This window comes from Arthrobacter horti (genome assembly GCF_030731045.1).
Lineage (GTDB): Bacteria > Actinomycetota > Actinomycetes > Actinomycetales > Micrococcaceae > Arthrobacter_E > Arthrobacter_E nanjingensis.
In genome coordinates, this window is record NZ_JAVALS010000002.1 from 115,906 (window position 1) to 139,476 (window position 23,571).

Below are 23,571 nucleotides of genomic sequence, written 5' to 3' on the forward strand. Positions count from 1 at the left end.
CAATGAACCATGTCGTCGTCGTCGGTTCCCTCAACGCGGACCTGACCCTCTACGCCGAGCGCATGCCGCTCCCCGGCGAGACCGTGCTGGGCACCGATTTCGTGATCCAGCCGGGCGGGAAGAGCGCCAACCAGGCGGTGGCCGCCGCCCGCCTCGGCGCCGACGTCCGTCTCATCGGTGCTGTGGGCGACGACGCGAACGGTGCCATGCTGCTCGCCTCGGCCGCCGACGCCGGGGTGGACGCCGCCGCGGTGCGCCGCATCGACGGCGTGCCCACTGGCGTCGCGGGCATCACCGTGGACGCCCACGGCGAGAACAGCATCGTGATCGTGGCGGGCGCCAACGGCGAGCTGTCGCCGCGGGACGTGGAGGCCTCCTCCTCGCTGTTCGACGGCGCCGCAGCGGTGTGCCTCTGCCTGGAGGTCTCCCAGGAGACCGTCCTCGCGGCCGCCCGCGCGGGCCGCGCCGCCGGGGCCACCGTCATCCTGAACCTGTCCCCGTTCGCGCCCATTCCCGCGGACCTGGCTGAGGTCACCGACATCCTCCTGGTCAACGCCCACGAGGCCGGGCAGTTGCTCGGCCGCAGGGCGCCCGCCGCCGACGGAGAGGACTGGGACGCCGTCTCCGCGGCGTTCGCTCAGGCAGGCTTCGCCCGGGTCCTGGTCACGCTCGGCGCCCAGGGTGTGGCGGTGCTCGACGGCGCGGACTCGGGCGCCGTGGCGATCGAACGCATCCCGGCCACCCGGATCGAACCCGTGGACACCACAGGCTCCGGCGACGCCTTCACGGGAGCCCTCGCCACGCGCCTCGCCGCAGGCGACAGCCTCTCCGACGCCGCGCGCTACGCCTCGGTGGCCGCAGCATACGCAGCCACCGGCCGCGGCGCGCAGGCGTCCTACGGGACTGACGCCGACGTCGTCGCGCTCCGGGCCCAGTCAAGCCGGACCCGCTGACCGCACCCCACCCGAAAGGCCCCGCATGGACACCATCCCCGTCTACCTCGACTGCGACACCGGGATCGACGACGCGCTGGCGATCGCCCACCTGCTCGCCTCGCCCCGTGCGGAGCTGCTCGGAGTGGGCACGGTCAGCGGGAACAGCGACGCCGCGCAGTGCGCCCGCAACACGCTGGACCTTCTGGCGCTGGCCGGGCGGCCGGACATCCCCGTGGCGGTGGGGAACCACGACTTCCAGGCCGCGCCCTACGGCGGAGGATCCCCGCATGTGCACGGCGACAACGGCATGGGTGGGCTTGAGCTGCCCCGGGCTCCGCGTGAACCGGAGACGGAGAGCGCCGCCCAGATGCTGGTGCGGCTGGCCCGCGAGCACCGGGGCCGGCTGCACGTGATCGCCGTGGCACCCCTGACCAATCTGGCCGAGGCGCTCCGGCTGGAGCCGCGGCTGCCGGAGCTGGTGGCCCACGTGACCATCATGGGCGGCGCCGCGCTGGCGCCCGGCAACCTCACCCCGGCCGCGGAGGCCAACATCTTCCACGATCCCGAGGCCGCCGCGGATGTCCTCGCCGCGCCGTGGGAGCTGACCCTGGTGCCGCTGGATGTGACCATGACGGAGGTCATGGAGGAGGAGCACCGGCTGCGCCTGCTGAACTCCGGGAAGCCTCTTCCGGAGGCTCTCGGGCGGATGCTGGAGTACTACTTCGAGTTCTACCGGGGCATCTTCGGCCGGCCGTGCTCCGCCATGCATGACCCGCTCGCCGCCGCCATCGCCCTGGGTGAGGTGACGGTGACCCGGGCCCCGGTGGTGCGCGCCGCCGTCGAGACCGGGCACGGCCCCGCACGCGGTGCCACGGTGTGCGATCTGCGGGGGATCTACCGCGGTTCCGGCGACCAGGATGGGGCTCATTGCCGCGTGGTCCTGGAAGCAGAGCCGGGGTTCCCGGACTTCCTGGTGGACGGTCTGCTCCGGGCGTTCTGAGGCCCGCGGACTGCCGTGACATGGCTCACAATGACCTTTTGCGGGTCATGTCCGGTATCCCGGACGTGCTTGTCTGGAATCCCGGACAAGACACCGTGAAAGCCTCTCGTGACAAGCCTGAAAGTGCGGTGTAGTTGTAGGGAAGCACAGCGCAGGACTCGGAGGGCAAGGACGCCGCCGAAGGGAATGCGCACCGAAATCCCCACGCTCACGAGGAGTCACCATGGCACCCGCCGATTTCATCACCGGAACCCGCCCGGTCAAGGCACCCCGCGGTACCGAACTGTCCGCCAAGAGCTGGCAGACCGAGGCGCCCCTGCGCATGCTCATGAACAACCTGGACCCCGAGGTCGCCGAGCACCCCGAGGACCTGGTCGTCTACGGCGGCACCGGCCGCGCCGCCCGTTCCTGGAAGGCGTTCGACGCCATCTCCGACACCCTGAAGGACATGGAGGAGGACGAGACCCTCCTGGTTCAGTCCGGCAAGCCGGTGGGCGTGTTCCGCACCAACAAGTGGGCCCCGCGCGTGCTCATCGCCAACTCCAACCTGGTGGGCGACTGGGCCACCTGGCCCGAGTTCCGCCGCCTCGAGGCCGAGGGCCTCATGATGTACGGCCAGATGACCGCCGGTTCCTGGATCTACATCGGTACCCAGGGCATCCTCCAGGGCACCTACGAGACCTTCGCCGCCGTCGGCAACAAGCTCCAGGCTGAAGGCCGCATGGCTCCCAGCACCGGTGAAGAGGGCCCGCTGGCCGGCACCCTGACCCTCACCGGTGGCTGCGGCGGCATGGGCGGCGCTCAGCCGCTCGCCGTGACCCTGAACGACGGTGCCTGCCTGATCGTCGACGTCGACGAGACCCGTCTGCGCCGCCGCGTCGGCAAGCGCTACCTCGACGAGGTGGAGACCGATCTGGACGCCGCGATCGCCAAGGTGAACAAGGCCAAGGAAGAGCGCCGCGGCTGGTCCGTGGGTTACGTCGGCAACGCCGCCGAGGTCTTCCCGGAACTGCTCCGCCGCCACAAGGCCGGCGAGCTGACCATCGACGTCGTCACCGACCAGACCTCCGCTCATGACCCGCTGTCCTACCTGCCCGAGGGCATCTCCATGGACGAGTGGAAGCGCGAGGCTGAGGGCGATCCCGAGGGCTTCACCAAGAAGGCCCAGGTCTCCATGGCCCGCCACGTCCAGGCGATGGTCGAGTTCCAGGATGCCGGCGCCGAGGTCTTCGACTACGGCAACTCCATCCGCGACGAGGCCCGCAAGGGTGGCTACGAGCGCGCCTTCTCCTTCCCCGGCTTCGTCCCGGCCTACATCCGCCCGCTCTTCTGCGAGGGCCTCGGCCCGTTCCGCTGGGTGGCCCTCTCCGGTGATCCCGAGGACATCCGCGTCACCGACGAGGCCATCAAGGAGCTCTTCCCGGAGAACAAGCACCTCCACAAGTGGATCGACGCCGCTCAGGAGCGCGTGGAGTTCGAAGGCCTCCCGGCCCGCATCTGCTGGCTCGGCTACGGCGAGCGCCACCAGGCCGGCCTGCTCTTCAACAAGCTGGTCGCCGAGGGCAAGGTCAAGGCCCCGATCGTCATCGGCCGTGACCACCTCGACTCCGGCTCCGTGGCCTCCCCGTACCGCGAGACCGAAGCCATGAAGGACGGCTCCGACGCCATCGCCGACTGGCCGCTGCTGAACGCCCTGACGGCCGCCTCCTCCGGCGCCACCTGGGTCTCCATCCACCACGGTGGTGGCGTGGGCATCGGCCGTTCCATCCACACGGGCCAGGTCTCCGTGGCCGACGGCACCGAGCTGGCCGCCGCCAAGCTGACCGCCCTCCTCACCAACGATCCGGGCATGGGCGTCATCCGCCACGTCGACGCCGGCTACGAGCGCGCCATCGAGGTCGCCGCCGAGCGTGGCGTCCGCATCCCGATGCAGGGCTAACACCCCATCCGTTGCTCCGTAGGTGTCGTTCTGAACCCTCAAAACGACACCTACGGAGCAGTCGACGTTCCACACCACAGCTTTACGAAAGCGAAGAGACTCTCATGACCACCACCACCTCTGAGACCACGGTCGTCCTCAACTCCGCCGGCGTCACCGCCGAGGACGTGCTCGCCGTCGCGCGCCACGGCGCCCAGATCACCATCTCCCAGGAAGCCCTGGACAACGTGTCCAAGGTCCGCGCCCACATCGATGAGCTGGCCGTCAGCGACACCCCCGCCTACGGCATCTCCACCGGCTTCGGCGCCCTGGCCAACCGCCACATCCCCAACGAGCTGCGCACCCAGCTGCAGAAGTCGCTGATCCGCAGCCACTCCGCCGGCATGGGCCCGGCCGTGGAGCGCGAAGTCGTCCGCGCCATCATGTTCCTGCGCGCCAAGACCATGGCTTCCGGCCGCACCGGCGTCCGCGCCGAGGTCCTGGAGACCTTCGTGAAGGTCCTCAACGCCGGCATCACCCCGCTGGTCCGCGAGTTCGGCTCCCTGGGCTGCTCCGGTGACCTCGCCCCGCTGTCCCACTGCGCCCTCGTGGTCATGGGTGAAGGCGAAGCCGCCGGCCCCGACGGCGAGCTCTACGGCGTCGCCGGTCGTCCCGCCGTCGCCGAGCTGCTCGCCGCGCACGGCATCGAGCCGGTGACCCTGGCCGAGAAGGAGGGCCTGGCCCTCGTCAACGGCACCGAGGGCATGCTCGGCATGCTGCTCATGGCCATCGCCGATCTGCGCAACCTCATGACGACGGCGGACATCACCGCCGCACTGAGCGTCGAGGCCCTGCTCGGTACCGACCAGGTGTTCCTGCCGGAGCTGCACGCCGCACTGCGTCCCCACCCGGGCCAGGCCGCCAGCGCCGACAACATGCTCAAGGTGCTCTCCAACTCCGCGATCGTCGCTTCCCACCGCGTGGGTGACACCCGCGTCCAGGACGCCTACTCGCTGCGCTGCGCCCCGCAGGTCGCCGGTGCCGTCCGCGACACCGTGACCCACGCCGAGCTGGTCGCCACCCGCGAGCTGGCCGCCGCCATCGACAACCCGGTGGTCCTGCCCGACGGCCGCGTGTCCTCCAACGGCAACTTCCACGGCGCCCCCGTGGCCTACGTGCTGGACTTCCTGTCCATCGCCGTGGCGGACCTGTCCTCCATCGCCGAGCGCCGCACCGACCGCATGCTGGACCCGGCCCGCTCCCACGGCCTGCCCGCCTTCCTGGCGAGCGACCCGGGTGTTGACTCCGGTCTCATGATCGCCCAGTACACCCAGGCCGGCCTGGTCTCCGACAACAAGCGCCTGGCCGTCCCGGCGTCCGTGGACTCCATCCCGAGCTCCGCCATGCAGGAGGACCACGTCTCCATGGGCTGGCACGCCGCCCGCAAGCTGCGCAAGGCCGTGGAGAACCTCCGCCGCGTCCTGGCCATCGAGCTGGTCACCAGCTGCCGCGCCCTGGACATCCGCACCCAGCTGTCCGACGGCGAGCTGACCCCCGGCCCCGCCGGTGCCGCCGTGCTCGAGGTGCTGCGCGCCGTCGTCGAGGGCCCGGGCACCGACCGCTTCCTCTCCCCGGAGCTGGAGGCCGCTGACGTCCTGGTGGGCGCCGGTGCCATCCGCAAGGCCGCCGAGCAGGCCGTGGGCACCCTGGCCTGAGCCTGGCCTGATCCTGAGCTGGCTCAGGACCGCATGACCCGCTGAGACAGTGGGTTTCCGATGAAACGGTATCGCAACAGCCGTTTTCACCGGGAACCCGCTGTTTCGGTGTTTAAGCCTCATTTCCGTCGGTGCCCGGGCCTACAGTTAGCCCATGGGATTTCCCGCATTGTCGCTGGTGGTGCTCGTGGCTCTCCTGGGCCCGTTGCTCGCGCTGCCCAAGAAGTGGCACATTCCGTTGGTGCTCGGAGAGCTGGTGGCCGGTCTGGTGATCGGGCGGACCGGCTTCGGCCTGGTGGACGCCTCGAATGAGACCTTCACGTTCCTGGGGGACATGGGTTTCGCGCTCATCATGTTCGTGGCCGGGACGCACGTGCCGGTGCGGGACAGCCGCATCCGCGGTGCTCTCGGCAAGGGCGTGCTGCGAATGCTGCTCACGGTGGTGGTCTCCGCCGCCCTCGGCGTGGGGGTGGCGGCCCTGTTCGGGCTGAACCATGCGCCGCTGTACGCCGTGCTCATGGCTTCGAGCTCCGCGGCGCTGGTGCTGCCGATCGTGGACGGGCTGAGCCTGGGCGGGCCGCAGGTGCTGCAGACCATCGCGGCAGTCGCCATCGCGGACACCGCTGCGATCGTGGCGCTCCCGCTCGCCATCGACCCGGCTCACGCACCCCGTGCGGCGCTGGGCGCCCTGGCGGTGGCTGCGTGCGCCGTCGTGCTCTTCTTCCTGTTGCGCTGGGCCGAGAAGAGCGGCGCCCGCCACAAGGTCCATGATGTCTCCGAGGACAGGCTCTTCGCCGTGGAATTGCGTGTGCAGCTGGTGATCCTGTTCGCGCTGGCGGCGTTGGCCACGCTGATGCACGTGTCCATCATGCTGGCCGGGTTCAGCTTCGGCCTGGCCGTGGCCGCGGTGGGGGAGCCGAGGCGTCTGGCCCGGCAGCTCTTCGCGATCACGGAGGGCTTCCTGGGACCGCTGTTCTTCGTCTGGCTGGGCGCGTCCCTGAACATGCGGGAGCTGGCCGTGAACCCGGCGATGATCGGCCTTGGCCTGGTGCTCGGTGTGGGCGCCGTGCTCAGCCACGCGGTGGGTAGGCTGCTCCGGGCGCCGTTGCCCCTGGCCGTGATGGCCTCCGCGCAGCTGGGCGTGCCGGTGGCCGCCGCGACCATCGGCACCCAGAACCACCTGCTGGCGCCCGGCGAGGCGAGTGCCCTGATCCTGGGGGCCCTGGTCACCATCGCCGCCACCACCGTCTCCGGCGCGTTCGCCGCGAGGAACTTCACGGTGGCCTCGGATGACGAAGCGAGGCCGGGGAGCCGCAGGGGACCACGTCGCCGACCTCGCCTCAGTCCTCCAGGGGCGAGGTCACACCGTGAGCGCGGCCCCCACGATCGTGTCCAGCAGGCGGGCGGCCACCTTGGCGGTGCGGCCGTCGATGTCGAAGGACGGGTTCAGCTCGGCGACGTCCACGTGCAGGAGCTTGCCGCTCGCGGCCACCTGACGGCACACGGCGTTGATGAGTTCCAGCGGCACGCCGTAGGCGGCGGGTGCACTGACACCGGGCGCGACGGCGGCCGGCATGACGTCCAAGTCGATGGTCAGGTAGAGGGCATCCAGGCCGTCCAGGAACTCCGCGACGAACTTCTCCGCGGCCTCACGCGTGCAGTCCTCATCCAGGAGGTACTTCACGCCCAGGCTGTCCGCCTCTTCGAAGAGGACGGGAGTGTTGTTGGGGCGGCTGATACCGAGCACGGCGTAGTTCAGTTCGCGGCCCTTGGCCTTCTCTTCGCGCGCCATCTGCAGGAACGGGGTGCCGGAGCTGGGGTTTTCCTCGTCGCGGAGGTCGAAGTGCGCGTCCAGGTTGAGCACGCCCCAGCGGGCGCCCTCGGTGGCGACGCGGGCACTGCCGGCGACCCCGAGGTAGCTGGCGAACGCGATCTCGTGGCCACCGCCGAGGCCCAGGGTGAGGGCGCCGTCGTCGATCAGGGAGGCGACGGCGGCGCCGAAGCGTGCCTGCCCGGCCTCCAGGGCGTCGTCCTCCACCCGCACGTCGCCGGCGTCGGCGAGCACGCGGCCGTCATGCACGGCGAGGGGGCCGAGCGCGGCGCGGATGGCGGCGGGACCCGCGGCGGCGCCCACGCGGCCCTTGTTGCGGGCCACCCCGGCGTCGCTGGCGAATCCGACGACGACGGCGGCGCGGCCGTCCGTCTCCACGGCGCCGGTCAGTGCCTGCACACGCTGCCAGTGGCGGGCGTGCGCCGGGCCGTCGCCGTCGTAGCGGCCGGTCCAGGGCTGGGGGGAAACGTCAACGGAGGGTGCGCGCAGGGTCATGCTTCCATTTCACCTGGTTCCGGTCCGGATGCCGAGGGGGTGAGAACGGGGCCTGTCCGGGGTGCCGGACGTGGTGCCGAGGCATCCGTTGGGTGCTCAGTTGTGGCGGGTTGTGGGCCCCGGAACCCGCCACAACTGAGCACTCAACGTGCGTGAAGTGCCGCCTATCGCTCCGCGACGAATCTTCGCGTCACGGCGATGTCCTGATCGCCCAGGCCGGAGCTGACGATCTCGTCGAAAGCCGCGCGCAGTGTGGGCAACAGGGCCGGGTTGGTCCTGGTGGCCTCGGCGATCTCCGCGGCGGACGCCAGGTCCTTCACCATGTACTTCGCCACGCCGGAGGGGGAGTCGTCCCCGGTGACGAGCTTCTCGCGCCGGGAATCCAGGAGCCGGGACCCCGCGTAGCCGCCGGAGAGCAGGCCCCACATCTTCTCCAGGTCGATCCCGGAACGGTCCGCCAGTACGGTCGCCTCACCAAGTGCCAGGATGGTCGCCGAAACCACCATCTGATTGCACGCCTTCGCCACCTGCCCCGCCCCGAGTGGCCCCAGGTGCACGGGCGTGCCGCACGGTGCCAGCAGCGACTGGGCCAGCGCGGCGTCGTCGTTCGCTCCGCCGAGCATGATGGACAAGGTCCCAGCCGCGGCGCCGTCCTCGCCACCGGACACCGGGCAGTCCACCACGCGGACGCGGCCGTCGGTCTCCGCGGCCAGTCGGCCGGCCAGGGCGCGGACGCCGGTGGCGGAGCTCGTGGAGCCGATCATGAGGAGGAGCCCCGAGTCGCGGACGCCTGCCAGGATGCCGTCATCCCCGCTCAGCAGTTCCTCCAGCTGGGGGAGGTCTGGGAGCATGAGGAGGAGGGCGTCCACGGACGCGGCGAGTTCGCGCGGGCTGTCCGCCCAGCTGGCGCCAGCCGTGACGAGGTCCGGCTGGGGGCGCCGGGCCGTGATGCTCAGGGATCCATGGTGGGCCAGCAGGTGACGGGCCATGGGGGCGCCCATGGCGCCGAGGCCGATGATGCCGAGGGAAGTCATGTCCCCACTTTAAGACAAATTCAACATTTGGAACAGTGTTCAACTGGTTGAATTCACGCTACCCTGGAGGAAAGGTGCGCCCCCTCACAGAGGAGGTGGCGCCAAGCCTGCCGCGCTGAAGGGGAAACCATGTCTGAGAACGCACGCGCCGTCGTCGCCGTCCCGCTCTCCGAGGAGCACAGCCGTCTCATCGAGTCGCTGGAGCCGCGCCTCGAGCTGATCCGGGACCACTCCCTGTACCGCCCCATGCGCGGCCCGGCCGACTGGTCCGGCGACCCCGCGCACGTCCGCACCCCGGAGGAGCAGGCCGCCTTCGACGCCCTGGTGGACTCCGCGGACTTCCTCTTTGGCATCCCCGACGTCGACTCCGCCGCCCTGGCGCGCACGGTTGCCGCCAACCCCCGCCTGCGCTGGGTGCACACCACCGCCGCCGGGGGCGGCAGCCAGGTCAAGGCCGCGGACCTTCCGGCCGAGGCGCTCGAACGGATCGCCTTCACGACGGCGGCCGGCGTCCATGGTGGCCCGCTCGCCGAATTCGCGGTGTTCGGCGTGCTGGCCGGTGCCAAGTCACTGCCCCGGCTCCAGGCGCAGCAGCGCGCCAAGGAGTGGAGTGGCCGCTGGGAGATGAAGCAGCTGGACGAGATGACGGTCCTGGTGGTGGGCCTGGGCGGCATCGGCGCCGAATGCGCCCGCCGCTTCAAGGCCATGGGCGCCACGGTCTGGGGGACCACTCGCAGCGGCGCGCCCGTGGACGGCGTGGACCGTTTGATCCCGGTGGAGGAGCTGACCTCCGTGGCCGGCGAGGTGGACGCCCTGGTGACCACCCTGCCCGGCACGGAGCAGACTCATCACCTGGTGGGCGAGGAGGTCCTCGGGGCCATCAAGCCCGGTGCGATCGTCGCCAACGTCGGCCGCGGCACGGTGGTGGATGAGAAGGCTCTGCTGGCCGCCCTGGACAGTGGCCGGGTGTCCTTCGCCGCGCTGGACGTCTTCGAGGTGGAGCCCCTGCCCGCGGAGTCGCCGTTGTGGGAGCGTGAGGATGTTCTGGTCAGCCCTCACACCGCAGCCCTGAACTCCAAGGAGGAGGAGCGGATCGCGCGCCTCTTCGCGCAGAACGCCACGCGCCTGCTGGACGGGCTGGAAATGCGTAATGTGGTCAACACCGTGGAGTTCTACTGAGCCCCCGCGGCGCCCGCCCGAGTTCGCAGAAGAACTCAGAGTTCACAGGAGAATCCATGGCCGAGCCCGCCGCCGACACCCCGGACCGCATCACGCGGGACCCTGCCCCGGCGGTCAGCCGCAGCCTGAAGATCCTGGGCGTCCTGGCCGAATCCGATGGGCCGCTCACACTGACGGAGATCGCCAACGTCCTGGGCCTGGCCAAGTCCTCCACCATGAACCTCTGTCTGGCGCTGGAGGAGGGTGGCATGATCCAGCGCGTGCCCCTGGGCTACCAGCTGGGCCGCCGCAATGCCGAGCTGGGCGGGGCGTTCGCCGCGCAGTTCAACCAGATCCGTGAGTTCTACGCCGTGTGCGAGGCGTCCCCGGTGCTTCGTCACGAAGTGGTCCAGGTGGCCATGCTGGACGACCACGACGCCCTCTACCTGGCCCGTCACGAGGGGTCCCGGACCGTGCGGTTCGGCACGCCACTCGGATCCCGCATCCACGCCGCCTTCAGTGCCACGGGTAACGCCCTGCTGATGGTCCTGGACGACTTCCGCGTGGAGGAGATCATGGCCGACCAGGTACCGTTCCCGCGCGCCTCCGCGACGAGTGTCCGGGAGATGCCGGAGCTGCTGGAGAAGCTCGCCGCCGCGCGCGCCCGGGGATATTCGCTGGATCCCGGGGAAGGCATGCAGGGTCTGGTGGGCGTCGCCGTGCCCTTGGAAGGCTGGGCGCCGGGCGATCCGCAATTGGCCCTCGGCGTCGCCATTCAGGAGGCCCGGGCCAGCCGCGAGCACATCGAGCGCGTCGCCACCGCCCTGAAGGAAGCCGCCCGGCAGCTCACCAACCCCCTGGGAGCGTCCGCGCGGAAGTAGCCACCACCCCTTCCTGTTCCGCGAGAAGCCACGTCTGCACAGTCCTGCGCGCCAGCACTGTGCACACGTGGCTTCTCGCGTGTTCTGTGTCATCCGCCACAGAATCTCTGTTCAAAGTATTGAACAGAGTTCAAAGGGTTGGTAATCTCGATCACAGAGCCGAGGCGCGCCGCAGCGCCGGAGCACTTTCGTTTCAGCCAATCAAAGGAGATGGCAGTGACCTCTGTGGACACCGTCGAGCACCCGGGCGCCTCCGACCCGGACTATGCCAAGAACCTCCAGCGCGCCACCCTGGCCTCCAGCGTCGGCAGCGCCCTCGAATACTTCGACTTCGCCCTCTACGGGCTGTCGACGGCCCTCATCTTCAACCTGCTGTTCTTCCCGCAGGGAGACCCGGCCATGGCCACGGTCGCGGCCTTCGCCACCTTCGGCGTCGGTTTCGTGGCCCGCCCCTTCGGCGGCCTGGTCTTCGGGCGCCTGGGTGACAAGCTCGGCCGCAAGTGGGTCCTGGTCATCACCATCCTGCTGATGGGCGGTGCCTCCACCCTGATCGGCGTCCTGCCGACCTACAGCCAGATCGGCCTCTGGGCCCCGGTGCTCCTGGTCATCCTGAGACTGCTGCAGGGCTTCGGCGCCGGCGCCGAGCAGGCCGGCTCCACCGTCCTCATGGCCGAGTACGCCCCGGTCAAGCGCCGCGGCTTCTTCGCAGCCCTGCCGTTCATCGGCATCCAGGCCGGAACCCTGCTGGCCGGTGTGGTCTTCAGCCTCATCTCCCTCCTGCCGAAGGACCAGCTCATGAGCTGGGGCTGGCGCGTGCCGTTCCTGCTCTCCTTCGTCCTGATCCTGATCGCCCTGTTCATCCGGGCCAAGCTCCGGGAGACCCCCACCTTCGTGGAACTGGAGAAGCACGACCAGGTCCAGGACAAGCCCGTCAAGGAGATCTTCACCAAGGGCCTGCCCGGCGTGATCGTGGGGATCGGCCTGCGCATGGCGGAGAACGGCGGCTCCTACATGTTCCAGACCCTCTCCCTGGCGTTCTTCGTCTCCGTGGTGGGCAAGAACGCGGACAAGGGCCTCCTGGCCTGGGGCGTCTCCCTCGGCTCCCTCATCGGCATCTTCTCCGTCCCGCTCGCGGGCGCCATCTCGGACCGTGTGGGCCGCCGCACCGTCTACCGCGTCGGTGCCGTCTTCATGCTCCTCTACTCCTTCCCCGCCTGGTGGATGCTCTCCCTGGGCAACACCTGGCTCGCGGTGATCGTGATCGCGGTGGGCATCGGCATCGCCGTGAACACCATGCTCGGCCCGCAGTGCGCCATGATGCCGGAGATGTTCGGCAACCGGCACCGCTACCTGGGCGTGGCCATGGCCCGTGAGATCTCCGCGGTGCTGGCCGGCGGCCTGGCCGGTGTGCTCGGCTCCTACATCGTGGCCGTCAGCAAGGGCGACTGGCTGCTTCTGGCCATCTACATGGCCACGCTGGCGCTCATCACCACCTGCTCCACCTTCCTGGTCCCGGAGACTCTGCGCCGCGATCTGCTCCGCACGGACGACGCGGTGAAGGTCTCCCGCAGCGAGACCGGCGACGGCGTGGAGGCCACCACTCAGACGATCACCAAGGTGGACGCATGATCCCCGGCCTGGGCGCCTTCAGCCTCGAAGGGAAGACCGCCCTCGTCACCGGCTCCAGCCAGGGCATCGGCCGCACGCTGGTGGAGGGGCTGGCCGCGGCGGGCGCGTCCGTCGTCGTCCATGGGCGCGACGCCGCCAAGGCCGCCCGCGCGGCCGCTGAGGTCGCGGAAGCCACGGGTGTGCAGACGCGGAGCGTGACGTTCGACGTCACCGATCCGGCCGCCGTCGACGCCGGCATCGCGGCCTTGGAGGCCGAGTCCGGCCCCCTGGACGTGCTGGTCAACAACGCCGGCATCCAGCGCCGCGCGCCGATCGGTGAGTTCAGCGACGCAGACTGGGACGATCTGCTGGCCACCAACCTCTCCAGCGCCTTCTACCTGGCGCGGCGCGTCAGCCGCGGCATGGTGGAGCGGGGGAGCGGCAAGATCATCCAGATCGGCAGTGTGCAGAGTCAGCTGGCGCGCCCGGGCATCGCGCCCTACTCGGCCACCAAGGGCGCCATCGTCATGCTGACCAAGGGCCTCTGCGCGGACCTGGCGCCGCACGGCATCCAGGCCAACGCGATCGCACCCGGGTACTTCGCCACGGAACTCACGCAGGCCCTCGTGAGGGACGAGCAGTTCTCCTCCTGGGTCCGCGGCCGTACGCCGGCGGGCCGCTGGGGCGACACCCAGGATCTGGTGGGGGCGCTCGTGTTCCTGGCCAGCGCCGCGAGCGACTTCGTCAACGGGCAGACCCTGTTCGTGGACGGCGGCATGACGGCGGTGGTCTGATGCGGCTCGCCCGCCTCATGACCGGCGAATCGTCGCTTCGCGCCGGCGCCCGCTGGGTCCGCGCGGAAGGCTCCACGTGGGTGCCGGTGGAGGACCCCTACGCGGCCTTCGCGCGGGGCGCTGAGCCCGCAGACGTTCCAGGAGGCCTGGTGTTCGGGGACGGCCTGGCCGGGGACTTCCTGCCGCCGTGCGAACCGTTGCTGGTGGTGGGCATCGCCCAGAACGGGCCGGAGCACCACAGCCCCGTGCAGGCCTGGCTCAAGAGCCCGCGCACCGTGGTGGCCTCCGGGGTCTCCGTGACGCTGCGCCGCGATGCCGGGGTTCCGGCCATCGAGGGTGAGATCGCCGTGGTGATCGGCAAGGACACTCGTGGTCTGACGGCTGCGAACGCCCACGAGTACGTCCTCGGAGTGACGGCGGTCAACGACGTCTCCAGCCCGGACCGCGCCGTCCTGGACCCGCGGAACTTCGAAGGCAAGGGCGGCGAGGGGTACACCCCGCTGGGGCCGTGGATCGACACAGAGGCCGGCATCGATGAGGTGCCCATGACCGTGAGGATCGACGGCGTGGAACAGGTGTCCACCGGAACCTGGGACCTGCCCTCGGACATCCGGACGTGCCTGGAGTACGTGTCCCACTGGCTCCGCCTGGGCCCGGGGGACGTGGTGATGACGGGTGCACCCCGCTCCAACTTCAGTGTGGAGCCGGGCGCGCTCGTGGAGATCGAGGTGGCGGGCATGGTCCTGACCACGCAGACAGTCTGAACAGGAGAGACGATGACTGAGAACCTGGGCGTGGTGGCCCATGCGGCCGAGGATCTGCGGATCGAGGCCCTGCCGGAGCCGGTGCCCGCGGCCGATGAGGCCGTGGTGGAGATCGCCTTCGGCGGCGTGTGCGGCTCGGACCTGCACTACTGGAAGCACGGTGCGGCCGGGGCGTCCATCCTGCGGGAGCCCATGATCCTGGGGCACGAGGTGTCCGGAACCGTCGTGCAGGCCGCCGCGGACGGGACCGGTCCGGCCGCCGGGACCCGCGTGGCGGCGCATCCGCTCACGGCGCACGGGGACGGCGTGACCCCGTACCCGCAGGACCGCCCCAACCTCGCCCCGGCCTCCACCTACTTGGGCTCGGCCATGCACCTGCCGCACACGCAGGGGGCCTTCGCCCGCCGGGTGGCCCTGCCCGCCCGCATGCTCCACACGGTCCCGGACGGCCTCTCACTGGAGGCGGCCGCGCTCGCAGAACCGGCCGCCGTCGCGTGGCACGGCCTGGAGCGGGCCGGGGACGTGCGTGGCAAGCGCGTCGCCGTGATCGGCGCGGGCCCCATCGGTCAGCTCGTCATCGCCGCGGCCCTTCACCACGGCGCGGCCGAGGTCATCGCGACGGATCTCTTCGACGTCCCGCGCGCCATCGCTCAGAAGCAGGGTGCGAGGGTTCTGGACGCCCGCGACGGCGACGCGATCGCCGCGCTGCACGCCGACGTCGTCGTCGAATCCAGCGGCACGGTGCCCGGGCTCACGGCGGCGATCTCCGCGGCCGTCCGCGGGGGAACCGTCGTGATGCTGGGCCTGCAGCGGGCCGGGGACATCGCAGTGCCGATGGCCACGGCGATCACGCGCGAGCTGACCCTGACCGGATCGTTCCGTTTCGCAGAGGAGTTCGGGGAGGTTCTCGCCGCCCTGGGCGACGGGAGTCTGAAGACGGACGGGATCGTGACTCACGTGGTGCCCGTGGCCGATGCTCTGGACGGCTTCGCGACCGCCGCGGACGCGTCCGTCTCCTCCAAGGTGCTGCTGGCGTTCTGAGGCGCTCCGCGAGAGGACAAAAGTTGCCGTATTAAGCGTGGCGAAGCGGCAACTTTTGCACTCTCGCGCGCGGAGATCAGCGCCGGGGCCGGTGCGGGATGTACCGCGGGATGAAGCGCGCCAGCAGGCCCGCCCCGAGGAACGCCAGGGCGCCGATGACGCCGCTGGCCAGTGGGAGGGAGAGGGACGCCAGCGCGGCGATGAGCAACGGCGACGCCGCCTGGCCGGCATCGCTGGAGAAGCGCCAGGCGCCCAGGAAGGCGGCCGGGTTGTCCCGCGGCGCCAAGTCCGCGCCGAGCGTCATGACGATGCCACTGCCCATGCCGTTGGCCACGCCCAGCAGGAACGCCACTCCGGTGAACCAGAGATCGCGGCCCGGGACGTCGTGCAGGAACGCCAGGGCCAGGAACCCGACGCCCAGCCCCAGCATGCACGGCAGCACGCTCCACAGTCGTCCGCGCCGGTCCATGAGCTGCCCGCTCGTGTAGAAGAGGGCGAACTCGAGCCCGCCCGCCAGGCCGATCACCAGCGCGGTGTGCGCCTCGCTCAGGCCGATGCTCAGGGCCCAGAGCGGCAGCAGCGTGATCCGGGCGGCGCGCGTCGCACCCACCAGGGCCACCCCGGACCCCATACGGAGCAGCGTGGCGCGGTGAGTGTGGATGGTGCGGAACAGTCCCGGCCCGTGGCCGGCGGCAGCCGGCCGTGCATCGCCGCGCGCCTCGGGGTCCGGCAGCACCAGAAGAGCGACGACGGCGGCCGCACAGCCGGTCGCGAAGATCCAGAAGGCGGCCTGCGGCGTCCCCGTGCGGGCGATGACGGCGGCCGCGATGAGCGGGCCGATGAACCAGCCCGCGCGGAAGACGCCGCCCAAGGCGGACAGTGCCCGGGCCCGGTACCGCAGCGGGACCCGGGTGGTCATGAAGGCGTGCCGGGCCAGTGCGAATACCGACGTGGCCAGGCCGATCAGCAGGACGCCCACCATGAGTGGCCACGGAGCTGTGGCGGTCAGGCTGAGGCCGATGCCGGCCAGGGCAAGTCCCGTGGCGCCGATCATGGAGTTGCGCTCGCCGAAGCGGGCCACGAACCAGCCGGCGGGGATGTCTCCCACGAGCTCGCCGACCACCACCATGGCGGCGATCGCCGCCGCCAGCGACAGCGACGCCCCCAGGGTGTGCGCCATCACCGGGATCATCGGCAGGACGGCACCCTCACCCGTGGAGAAGAGGATGGTGGGCAGGTAGACGGCCAGGGCGACGGAACGGAATCTGAAGGGTGGTTCGGCTGCTGTCATGGCCCTCTCACCCTACGCCCGCCCGGAACCCGGGCCGGGAATTGCCCTCGCGAGGGAACAGTTGAGGCCCCTAAGATCGCGTCTTAAGGGCCTCAGCTGTCACCTCGCGAGGGCTGGGACCTACTTCACCCCGAGCGCCTGCTCGATCACGCCGATGCCGAAGAACGCCACGAACGCCGCGGCCACCACCCAGAGGAGCGGGTGGACCTCCTTGGCGCGGCCCTGGGCGGTGCGGAGGATCGCGTAGGCGATGAAACCGGCGCCCAGACCGTTGGCGATCGAGTAGGTGAACGGCATGAGGACCATGGTGAGGAAGGCCGGGATGGCCACGCCCCAGTCGCTCCAGTCGATCCGCGTGATCTGGGTGACCATCATGAAACCGACCACCACCAGGGCCGGAGCCACGGCCTCGAACGGCACCAGGTTGATGAGCGGGGTCAGGAACATGGAGGCCAGCAGGAGCAGGCCCGTCACGATGGACGCGAAACCGGTCCGGGCGCCCTCGGCGATGCCGGCACCGGACTCCACGAAGATCTGGTTGGAGGAGACGGAGGAGCCGCCACCGGCGATCGCGCCGAAGGCGTCCACGATCAGCACACGGTCCACGTTCGGGATGTTGCCGTCCTTGTCGACGGTGCCAGCCTCATTGGCCAGGCCCACCATGGTTCCCATGGCGTCGAAGAAGATGGACAGCAGGATCACGAAGGTCATGAGCAGGGCGGCGATGACGCCCATGTGCTGGAAGGCGCCCACCGGGTTCGCCTTGCCGATCAGGGAGAGGTCCGGCAGGGACCAGTCGGTGAAGTGCGGCGCCACCAGGGACCAGCCGGCCGGGTTGTGGTTCTTGCCGTCGAAGCTCGGGCCGATGTGCAGCGTGTACTCGAGGACGACGGACAGCACCGTGGAGGCGATGATGCCGATCAGGATGGCGCCCTTGACCTTGCGGACAAGCAGCACCACTGTCAGGATCAGGCCGAAGAGGAACACCACGGTGGGCCAGCCCAGGAGCTTGCCGTCCACGCCGAGGCCCACGGGAACGGTGGTACCGGCCACGTCCGGGATGCGGCGCACGAAGCCCGCGTTGACCAGGCCGATCAGGGAGATGAAGAGGCCGATGCCCACCACGATGGCGGTTTTGAGTCCCTCCGGGACGGCCCGGAAGACGGCCGTCCGGAAACCGGTGAGGACCAGGATCATCATGGTCACACCGGAGAGCAGGACCAGGCCCATGACGTCCGGCCAGCTGAGGTCCGGGTTGGTGGCGATGGTGACGGACACGAAGGCGTTCACGCCCAGGCCCGTGGCCAGGGCGAAGGGGTGCTTGGCCCAGGCGCCCATCAGGATGGTCAGGATGCCCGCCACGAACGCCGTCACGGCGGCCACATTGGTGAAGCCGAGGACGTCGCCGTGGACGTCCTTGCCGGACAGGATGAGCGGGTTGAGCACCACGATGTAACTCATGGCGAAGAAGGTGGCGAAGCCGCCGCGGATCTCACGGGAGTAGGTGGAACCACGTTCGGAGATCTTGAAGTAGCGGTCCAGGGCTGTTCCGGTGCGGGACATGGGAGCCTTCCGGGGAATTTGCTGGGGATTTCACTCCAAATCATATTCTCTGCCGGTGAAGTCTTGAAAAGCCGCATAGGGTGGTGTAGGAATCGGCGGCCCTGATGGCCGCGCGCACGGACCCCAGGGAGGCACCTCTTGCCGTACATCACGCAGCCGACGACGACGGCGGGCCGCCGCCCGCGCAGGAACCCCCGCGCCACGGTCCTCGCCGCCGTCGTCGCCGTCTTTTCCGCCGCGCTGCTGGTGCTGGGCCTCGCCGCCCCTGCTTCCGCCCACGACGTCCTGGAAGGCACCACGCCCAAGGACGGCGCGACGGCGGCGGCCGCACCGGACAAGGTGACGCTGACGTTCTCCAACAATCCGATCGGCATCGGCTCGGAGGTCCTGGTCAAGGACCCGTCCGGGACAAACTGGTCCAACGGCCCGGTGGACATCGTGGACAATGTGGTCACCCAGAAGCTCAAGGACGGCGCCCCGGCCGGCAAATACACGGTTCAGTGGCGTGTGGTGTCCTCCGACTCCCACCCCATCGAGGGGACCTTCTCCTACACGGTGACGTCCGGCGCGCAGGTGCCGGGCGTGGCATCGGCCGCACCGCTGAGCAGCCCCTCGGCGGAGCCGGCCCAGGCTGCCGCGCCGGGCGAGCCGTTCCCGGTCATGATCGTGGTGTTCGCGGTGCTCGCCGTGATCCTGCTGGTGATCGTGGGCGTCCTGGCCCGCCGCAAGCTGGGCGGCTCCTCGGAGGACTGATTCCGGCGGCCTAGGTGCCGTTCGGCCGGTCTGTCTCCGGCTGCTTCTGTGGGGTGGCCGGGGGTTGCTGAGGTGCGGCCGGCGGCTGCTGCGGAGGGTACTGCTCCTGCGGGGCGCCGGGCCATGACTGAGGCTGACCGTAGCCCTGCTGCTGCATCTGATCCGGCTGAGGCGGATAGAAGTAACCCGGCTGCGGCTGCTGCTGCTGCTGCTGATAGCCCTGCTGGGCGTAGTAATCCTGCGGCGCATAGCCCTGCTGGCCGTACCCCTGGGGTGCCTGGCCCTGCTGAACGTAGCCCTGTTGCGGATACCCCTGTTGCGGCATCGGGCCGGGCTGGGAGTAGTACCCCTGCTGGGCGTAGTACCCCGGCGGGGCGTCATAGGGTGCCGGCTTCGGGGCTTTCGGAGCGAAGGCCTGGATCACGAGTGGGATCACCAGGCCCACCACGGCGATCAGCGACGTCGCCCCGGCCGTGCGCCACCACCAATCCGGCCAGTGCGGCGCGGGGAACGCCGCCGGAAGCGCCAGCTCCAAGACGGTCAGCCAGGCGAACCCCAGGGTGACGGCGGCCGAGATCCTGATGCCTTTGAGCGTCGTGCGGGTGATGAAGCGCGGCACGTAGAGCTGCGTGAGCAGCAGCGCCACCCGGATGAGCACCAGAACGGCGACGAAGCGCCAGAGCTGCCCGATCCAGACGAAGGCGTCCGCGGTGTTGCCGGGCTGCAGCCAGCCGTTCCAGATCTTGAGCAGCCCGGTGGCGAGCAGTAAGACATTGAGAATCGTCGACGCCGCGAGGTACCAGCGGTTCGGGCCCTCCGGCGCGTTCGCATCGAGCAGGACCGCTCCGGCGAAGAGCCCGACGAGCAGGAGGGTGAGCCACGCGCGCCCGGCCACATTGGCCTGGTCTCCGATGATGATGAACATCCCTCCGAGCAATGCGGCCACGATCAGCATGCTGACGGCAAGCCACAGCGCCACGGTCGCGACACGAGATCGCCGGGCAGGGGGAGTGGGTGGGTGGGTCATCGACGTCTCCTTGGCTGGTGGTGACCAGTTTATCTAAAGACGTTTGCCGTACGTAAGGTGTGTCTCCAAAAACGGTCCGGCGTTCAGGCCGGCAGACGCAGACCGTTCCCCGCGATGGTGTTGCCCACCAGCCGGGCCTGCTGGAGCACTTCGCGGTGGCCCGCGGACACCTGCTGCCCGACGCCCACCAGATAGATGCCCAGGCGGCGGAGGGCCGTCGAGAGGCTTTCGCCGGTCTCCTGGCCGAGGCCGTGCAGGAAACGCCGCACGGGGTGATGGGCGTTGGCGCCTGTGATGACCAGTGAATCGCACAGAATGACCCCGGTGGGGGTGTGCAGCACCCAGCGGCGCAGCGGTGCGTCCGCACCGTGGGCGCCGGCGGTGTCCAGAGCGTCCGCGACGACGCCGCGCCGGATGTCCACCGCGTGACTCTTGGTGTAGCCGTGGAGCTGGCGGAGGATCTCGCGCCGCTCGTCGTGACTGACGGGATCGCAGGCCGCGACGCGTTCCAGTTGCTCGGTGGTGGCATGCCGGAGCGTGGCCCGCAGCTGCGCATCGCCTTCGGCGAGCCCGTCGAGCACCACCACGGCCACACCCTTGCGGTGCAGATGCGTGGCGACGGCCAGCCCGCCCATCCCGGAACCGATCACGACGACGTCGGTGACCGTGGTGCCGTCCTCGCCGGGGGCGAAAGGCACTCTCCGGGTGCTGCGTGGCATACCGTCCTCCATCGACTCGGGTTCACCTGGGCGCGCGGACGCACCCGGTGCTGGGCAAAACAGGCAGGGCAATTCTGGCGGGCAACACGACGAAAGGACCCACGGAATCCCGGTGGATTCATCCGTGAGTCCCCTCCCACTCTGGGTTCGAGAGTACCCGGTTTCGGGCACCCTGAACAGGGTTTCAGAAACGTACTCTCCGGCCTTTTCCCGGGGCCTCCCGGAAGGCCTTCCGCAAGGCTCCGCCGACGCCTTGCGGGGCGCGTCGGCGTCGTCGGCGATTCTTGAATTGCCCAGCTCAACCGGCAATAGTGGACTTAACGGCGGCGGGCTAGGGAGCCCGCCAGGGCAGCGACCCCAAGAGCCTGGGGCACGAGGAGGCGAACTGACGTGAGCACGGAAATGCCGGGAGCGGAAACGCACGGATTCCAGGGTGGGGTCATCGTGGGAGTTGACGGCTCCGAACACGGGGGCTGCGCTCTCCTCTGGGCCGCACGTGAAGCCCAGCGCCGGCAGACCGCCCTGCACCTCATCACTGCGTACTCGGTGCCCATTTACGCGGCCTCCGGCCTGGACGGTGGCTATGCGGCCGTGGACGACTCCGTGATCCGCCAGGGCGCGGAAGGCGTCCTCCGCGAGGCCATGGAGCGCATCAAGGACTTCGACATCGACGTGGACGCCTCCGTGGAGAACGGTGACGCCTCCGGTGTCCTCCTGGAGCTCGGCAAGGATGCCGACCTTCTGGTGGTCGGCACGCGAGGGAGGGGAGGCTTCGTCGGCCGGCTGCTGGGCTCGGTGAGCTCGGCCCTACCCGCCCACGCCAGCTGCCCCACCGTGGTGGTCCCCACCATCTGCGCCGGCCGCTTCGGTCAGGAGGTTGAGGACAAACACGCCAAGGCTGAACTGGCCAAGCATCCCCTGGCCGAGGTCAAGCCCCGGGTCGTGGTGGGCGTGGACGGTTCCGATCAGGCCCGCGTGGCCGTGCTCGAGGCCGCCGAACAGGCCCAGCGCATGGGCGTGGAGCTGCAGGTGCTCTGCTCCGTACCGCAGTACAGCGGAAGCCTCGCCTGGGTCCCGGCGGCCATCGACCGGGAGGCGATCTTCGCTGACATCCAGACCCAGCTGGACGCCGGCGTGCTCTGGCTCAAGAGCCACTTCCCGGAGCTCGAGATTCACACCCGCCTGGTGGACGGATCCCCGGTGGAGGTCCTGGTGGAGTCCAGCCGGGATTCCGAGCTCGTGGTGGTGGGCACGCGCGGCCGCGGCGGTTTCGCAGGCATGATGCTCGGCTCCACCTCGGACGGCGTCCTGCATCACGCCCGCGGCCCGGTCATGGTGGTGCCGGACCGCGAGGATCCGCGTCTGGAGGACCGGCCCAGCTTCGGGCCGATGCTGGGGAGTTGAGCCAGCAGGCGAGTTGATCTGACAGGGAGTTGAGCCAGCAGGCGAGTTGATCTACCAGTAGCGGGCCGCGGTGGGCCAGAGCTGCATGCCGGCCGCGCTCATGTCCGCGATATTGGTGACGGTCACGCCCGTGCTGGGGTTGAGCGCCTGGACCACCTGGTTGCCGCCGATGTAGATGGCCACATGGTAGAAGTAGCCGCCGTCGCCCCAGAAGATGAGGTCGCCCGGCTGCCACCGGCCCATGGGGATGTACTGCGGCGCCGCGAAGTACTGCGGCGTGGCCGTGCGCGGCAGGTAGACACCCGCCGAGGCGAACGCCTGCGAGGTCAGGCCCGAGCAGTCGTAGCCCGGCCCGGTGCCGCCCCAGACATATGGCGAGCCGAGCTTGGACATCGCGAAGCCGATGGCGGTCTGCGCCGTGCCGCTGTTCGAGGCAGGCGGGGTGACCGGCGGCTGGGGTGCGGGAGGCTGCGGTGCCGGTTGCTGGGGAACGGGCGGTTGAGGCGCGGGAGGCTGGGGCGCGGGCTGTTGCGGTGCCGGCTGCTGCGGGGCAGGAGGCTGGGGTGCGGGCTGTTGCGGTGCCGGCTGTGCAGGGTTCTGAGCCTGTTGTTGCTGCTGGGCCTGCTGTTGTTGCTGCTGGGCCTGCGCGGCAGCCTGTTCGCGTTGCTGCTGAGCTGCGGCCGCCTGCTGCGCGGCTTGCTGCTGGAGGGCCGCCAGGGCGGCCGCGGCGCGCTGCTGCTCCAGCCCTTGCACCCGCTGGGTCTCGAGGCTCACGGTGGTGTTCCGCAGCTCGGCGAGCCGGTCGATGACCTTGGTGCGGTCCTGCGACGCCGTGGCGAGAGCCTGGGTGGCGGCGTTCTGAGCCGCCTCGGCGGCGGCCCGTGCCTGATCGGCGTCGCGCGCGGCGTCGTCGGCGGCCTTCTGAGCGGCAGCCGCATCCGCGGCGAGTGAGGCGGACGCGTGATCCGAGGCCACGGCGCGGTCGAAGGCTTCGCTCTGCTTCCGCGTCAGGGCGTCCAGCGTGGTGGCCTTGGCGAGGAGGTCGCCGTCGCTGCCGTTCAGCACGCTCTCGACGACGGGGTTCACACCGCCGGTCTGGTAGATCGAGCTGGCGAGGGCGCCCACGTCCTTGCGGCTGGCGTCCGCCTGGCGCTTGGCGTCCGCGGCCTTCGTCTTCGCCACCTGGGCGGCGGACTGCTTGGCCTGCAGGGTGAGGAGGGCGTTGGTGTAGGCGTCGTTGGCCCGCATGCCGTTGGCGACCGCCTGGGACTGCTTGTCCGCCAGGGTGCCGATCAGGCCTTCGAGGCGGCTCTGGGCGGCCTTGGCGTCGGATTCGTTCTTCTTCGCAGCGGCGATGTCGGCTTCGCTCGGGATGCCGTCGCCCTGGTCCGCCGGGAGGGCGAGGGGAACCGTGATGGGAGCCTGCGGGACGGGTGCCGCGAAGGCCCCGGGGAGGCCGCTGCCGAGCAGGACGCTCGCGCTGAGCGCGGACGAATAGAGGATCGCCGCGTATTTTCTGCCGTTGGCCCTTGTCATGCACACCTGCCTCGTCCGGCCGGGTGGTGACCCGGCTTTACCGAGACTAAGGCCCCATTCGTAACATTGGCAACAAAGGCCCCATGATCAACATAAACAACAGG

19 protein-coding genes and 1 pseudogene are annotated in these 23,571 nt (G+C 70.0%); 13 read left to right on the forward strand and 7 right to left on the reverse strand.

What is annotated here, in order from left to right; all coding sequences use genetic code 11:
* The first annotated feature begins 2 nt into the window (after positions 1–2).
* From Q9R02_RS04365 to Q9R02_RS04385, 5 genes and pseudogenes are all read left to right on the forward strand, one after another.
* Complete coding sequence (locus tag Q9R02_RS04365; RefSeq protein WP_305995441.1) at positions 3–953, forward strand: ribokinase; 951 nt, start codon at positions 3–5, stop codon at positions 951–953.
* A 25-nt stretch (positions 954–978) separates the two neighbouring features.
* Positions 979–1,935 (forward strand): nucleoside hydrolase, encoded by a 957-nt coding sequence (locus tag Q9R02_RS04370; protein ID WP_305995442.1) that lies wholly within the window; start codon positions 979–981, stop codon positions 1,933–1,935.
* Positions 1,936–2,158: 223 nt separating this feature from the next.
* Entirely contained in the window at positions 2,159–3,874 is a 1,716-nt protein-coding gene (gene hutU, locus Q9R02_RS04375; protein WP_305995443.1) for a urocanate hydratase, read from the forward strand.
* A gap of 104 nt (positions 3,875–3,978) precedes the next feature.
* On the forward strand, positions 3,979–5,568 hold the full coding sequence (gene hutH, locus Q9R02_RS04380; RefSeq protein WP_305995444.1) for a histidine ammonia-lyase: 1,590 nt from the start codon (positions 3,979–3,981) through the stop codon (positions 5,566–5,568).
* Between the two features lie 154 nt (positions 5,569–5,722).
* Positions 5,723–6,745 (forward strand): annotated as a pseudogene (locus tag Q9R02_RS04385) (cation:proton antiporter); the annotation flags it as partial.
* A gap of 183 nt (positions 6,746–6,928) precedes the next feature.
* On the opposite strand, the gene hutG reads toward Q9R02_RS04385, so the two are convergent.
* Positions 6,929–7,894, reverse strand: coding sequence for a formimidoylglutamase (gene hutG, locus Q9R02_RS04390; RefSeq protein ID WP_305995445.1), 966 nt, complete (start codon positions 7,892–7,894; stop codon positions 6,929–6,931).
* A gap of 164 nt (positions 7,895–8,058) precedes the next feature.
* A complete protein-coding gene (locus tag Q9R02_RS04395; RefSeq protein WP_305995446.1) occupies positions 8,059–8,928 on the reverse strand; it encodes an NAD(P)-dependent oxidoreductase in 870 nt (289 codons plus the stop codon).
* Between the two features lie 129 nt (positions 8,929–9,057).
* Between Q9R02_RS04395 and Q9R02_RS04400 the strand changes: the two genes are divergently transcribed.
* The 6 genes from Q9R02_RS04400 (at position 9,058) to Q9R02_RS04425 (ending at position 15,174) form a co-directional block, all read left to right on the forward strand.
* A complete protein-coding gene (locus Q9R02_RS04400; protein WP_305995447.1) occupies positions 9,058–10,107 on the forward strand; it encodes a D-2-hydroxyacid dehydrogenase in 1,050 nt (349 codons plus the stop codon).
* 56 nt (positions 10,108–10,163) lie between these two features.
* Positions 10,164–10,967 (forward strand): IclR family transcriptional regulator, encoded by an 804-nt coding sequence (locus Q9R02_RS04405; protein WP_305995448.1) that lies wholly within the window; start codon positions 10,164–10,166, stop codon positions 10,965–10,967.
* Between the two features lie 210 nt (positions 10,968–11,177).
* Entirely contained in the window at positions 11,178–12,596 is a 1,419-nt protein-coding gene (locus tag Q9R02_RS04410) for an MFS transporter (RefSeq protein WP_425279217.1), read from the forward strand.
* On the forward strand, positions 12,593–13,369 hold the full coding sequence (locus Q9R02_RS04415; protein WP_305995450.1) for an SDR family oxidoreductase: 777 nt from the start codon (positions 12,593–12,595) through the stop codon (positions 13,367–13,369). Before Q9R02_RS04410 ends, Q9R02_RS04415 begins: the two co-directional genes overlap by 4 nt.
* On the forward strand, positions 13,369–14,133 hold the full coding sequence (locus tag Q9R02_RS04420; RefSeq protein ID WP_305995451.1) for a fumarylacetoacetate hydrolase family protein: 765 nt from the start codon (positions 13,369–13,371) through the stop codon (positions 14,131–14,133). Before Q9R02_RS04415 ends, Q9R02_RS04420 begins: the two co-directional genes overlap by 1 nt.
* 12 nt (positions 14,134–14,145) lie before the next feature.
* A complete protein-coding gene (locus Q9R02_RS04425; RefSeq protein WP_305995452.1) occupies positions 14,146–15,174 on the forward strand; it encodes an alcohol dehydrogenase catalytic domain-containing protein in 1,029 nt (342 codons plus the stop codon).
* A 76-nt stretch (positions 15,175–15,250) separates the two neighbouring features.
* On the opposite strand, the gene Q9R02_RS04430 is transcribed toward Q9R02_RS04425, so the two are convergent.
* Positions 15,251–16,465, reverse strand: coding sequence for an MFS transporter (locus Q9R02_RS04430; protein ID WP_305995453.1), 1,215 nt, complete (start codon positions 16,463–16,465; stop codon positions 15,251–15,253).
* Positions 16,466–16,585: 120 nt separating this feature from the next.
* Positions 16,586–18,028: an NCS2 family permease gene (locus Q9R02_RS04435; RefSeq protein WP_305995454.1), complete on the reverse strand. Its 1,443-nt coding sequence runs from the start codon at positions 18,026–18,028 to the stop codon at positions 16,586–16,588.
* Positions 18,029–18,166: 138 nt separating this feature from the next.
* Between Q9R02_RS04435 and Q9R02_RS04440 the strand changes: the two genes are divergently transcribed.
* Positions 18,167–18,781: a copper resistance CopC family protein gene (locus tag Q9R02_RS04440; protein ID WP_342006884.1), complete on the forward strand. Its 615-nt coding sequence runs from the start codon at positions 18,167–18,169 to the stop codon at positions 18,779–18,781.
* Between the two features lie 10 nt (positions 18,782–18,791).
* On the opposite strand, the gene Q9R02_RS04445 is transcribed toward Q9R02_RS04440, so the two are convergent.
* Both Q9R02_RS04445 and Q9R02_RS04450 read right to left on the reverse strand, forming a co-directional pair.
* A complete protein-coding gene (locus Q9R02_RS04445) occupies positions 18,792–19,808 on the reverse strand; it encodes a hypothetical protein (RefSeq protein WP_305995455.1) in 1,017 nt (338 codons plus the stop codon).
* 83 nt (positions 19,809–19,891) lie between these two features.
* Positions 19,892–20,527 carry an FAD-dependent oxidoreductase gene (locus tag Q9R02_RS04450; protein WP_305995456.1) on the reverse strand — a complete coding sequence of 212 codons (636 nt, stop codon included), beginning with the start codon at positions 20,525–20,527 and terminating at the stop codon, positions 19,892–19,894.
* 402 nt (positions 20,528–20,929) lie between these two features.
* Here Q9R02_RS04450 and Q9R02_RS04455 point away from each other — a divergent pair, with 402 nt between their 5' ends.
* Positions 20,930–21,931, forward strand: a complete 1,002-nt coding sequence (locus Q9R02_RS04455; RefSeq protein WP_305995749.1) for a universal stress protein — start codon at positions 20,930–20,932, stop codon at positions 21,929–21,931.
* Between the two features lie 51 nt (positions 21,932–21,982).
* Here Q9R02_RS04455 and Q9R02_RS04460 read toward each other — a convergent pair whose 3' ends face one another.
* Positions 21,983–23,467: a C40 family peptidase gene (locus tag Q9R02_RS04460; RefSeq protein ID WP_305995457.1), complete on the reverse strand. Its 1,485-nt coding sequence runs from the start codon at positions 23,465–23,467 to the stop codon at positions 21,983–21,985.
* Positions 23,468–23,571 lie beyond the last annotated feature (104 nt).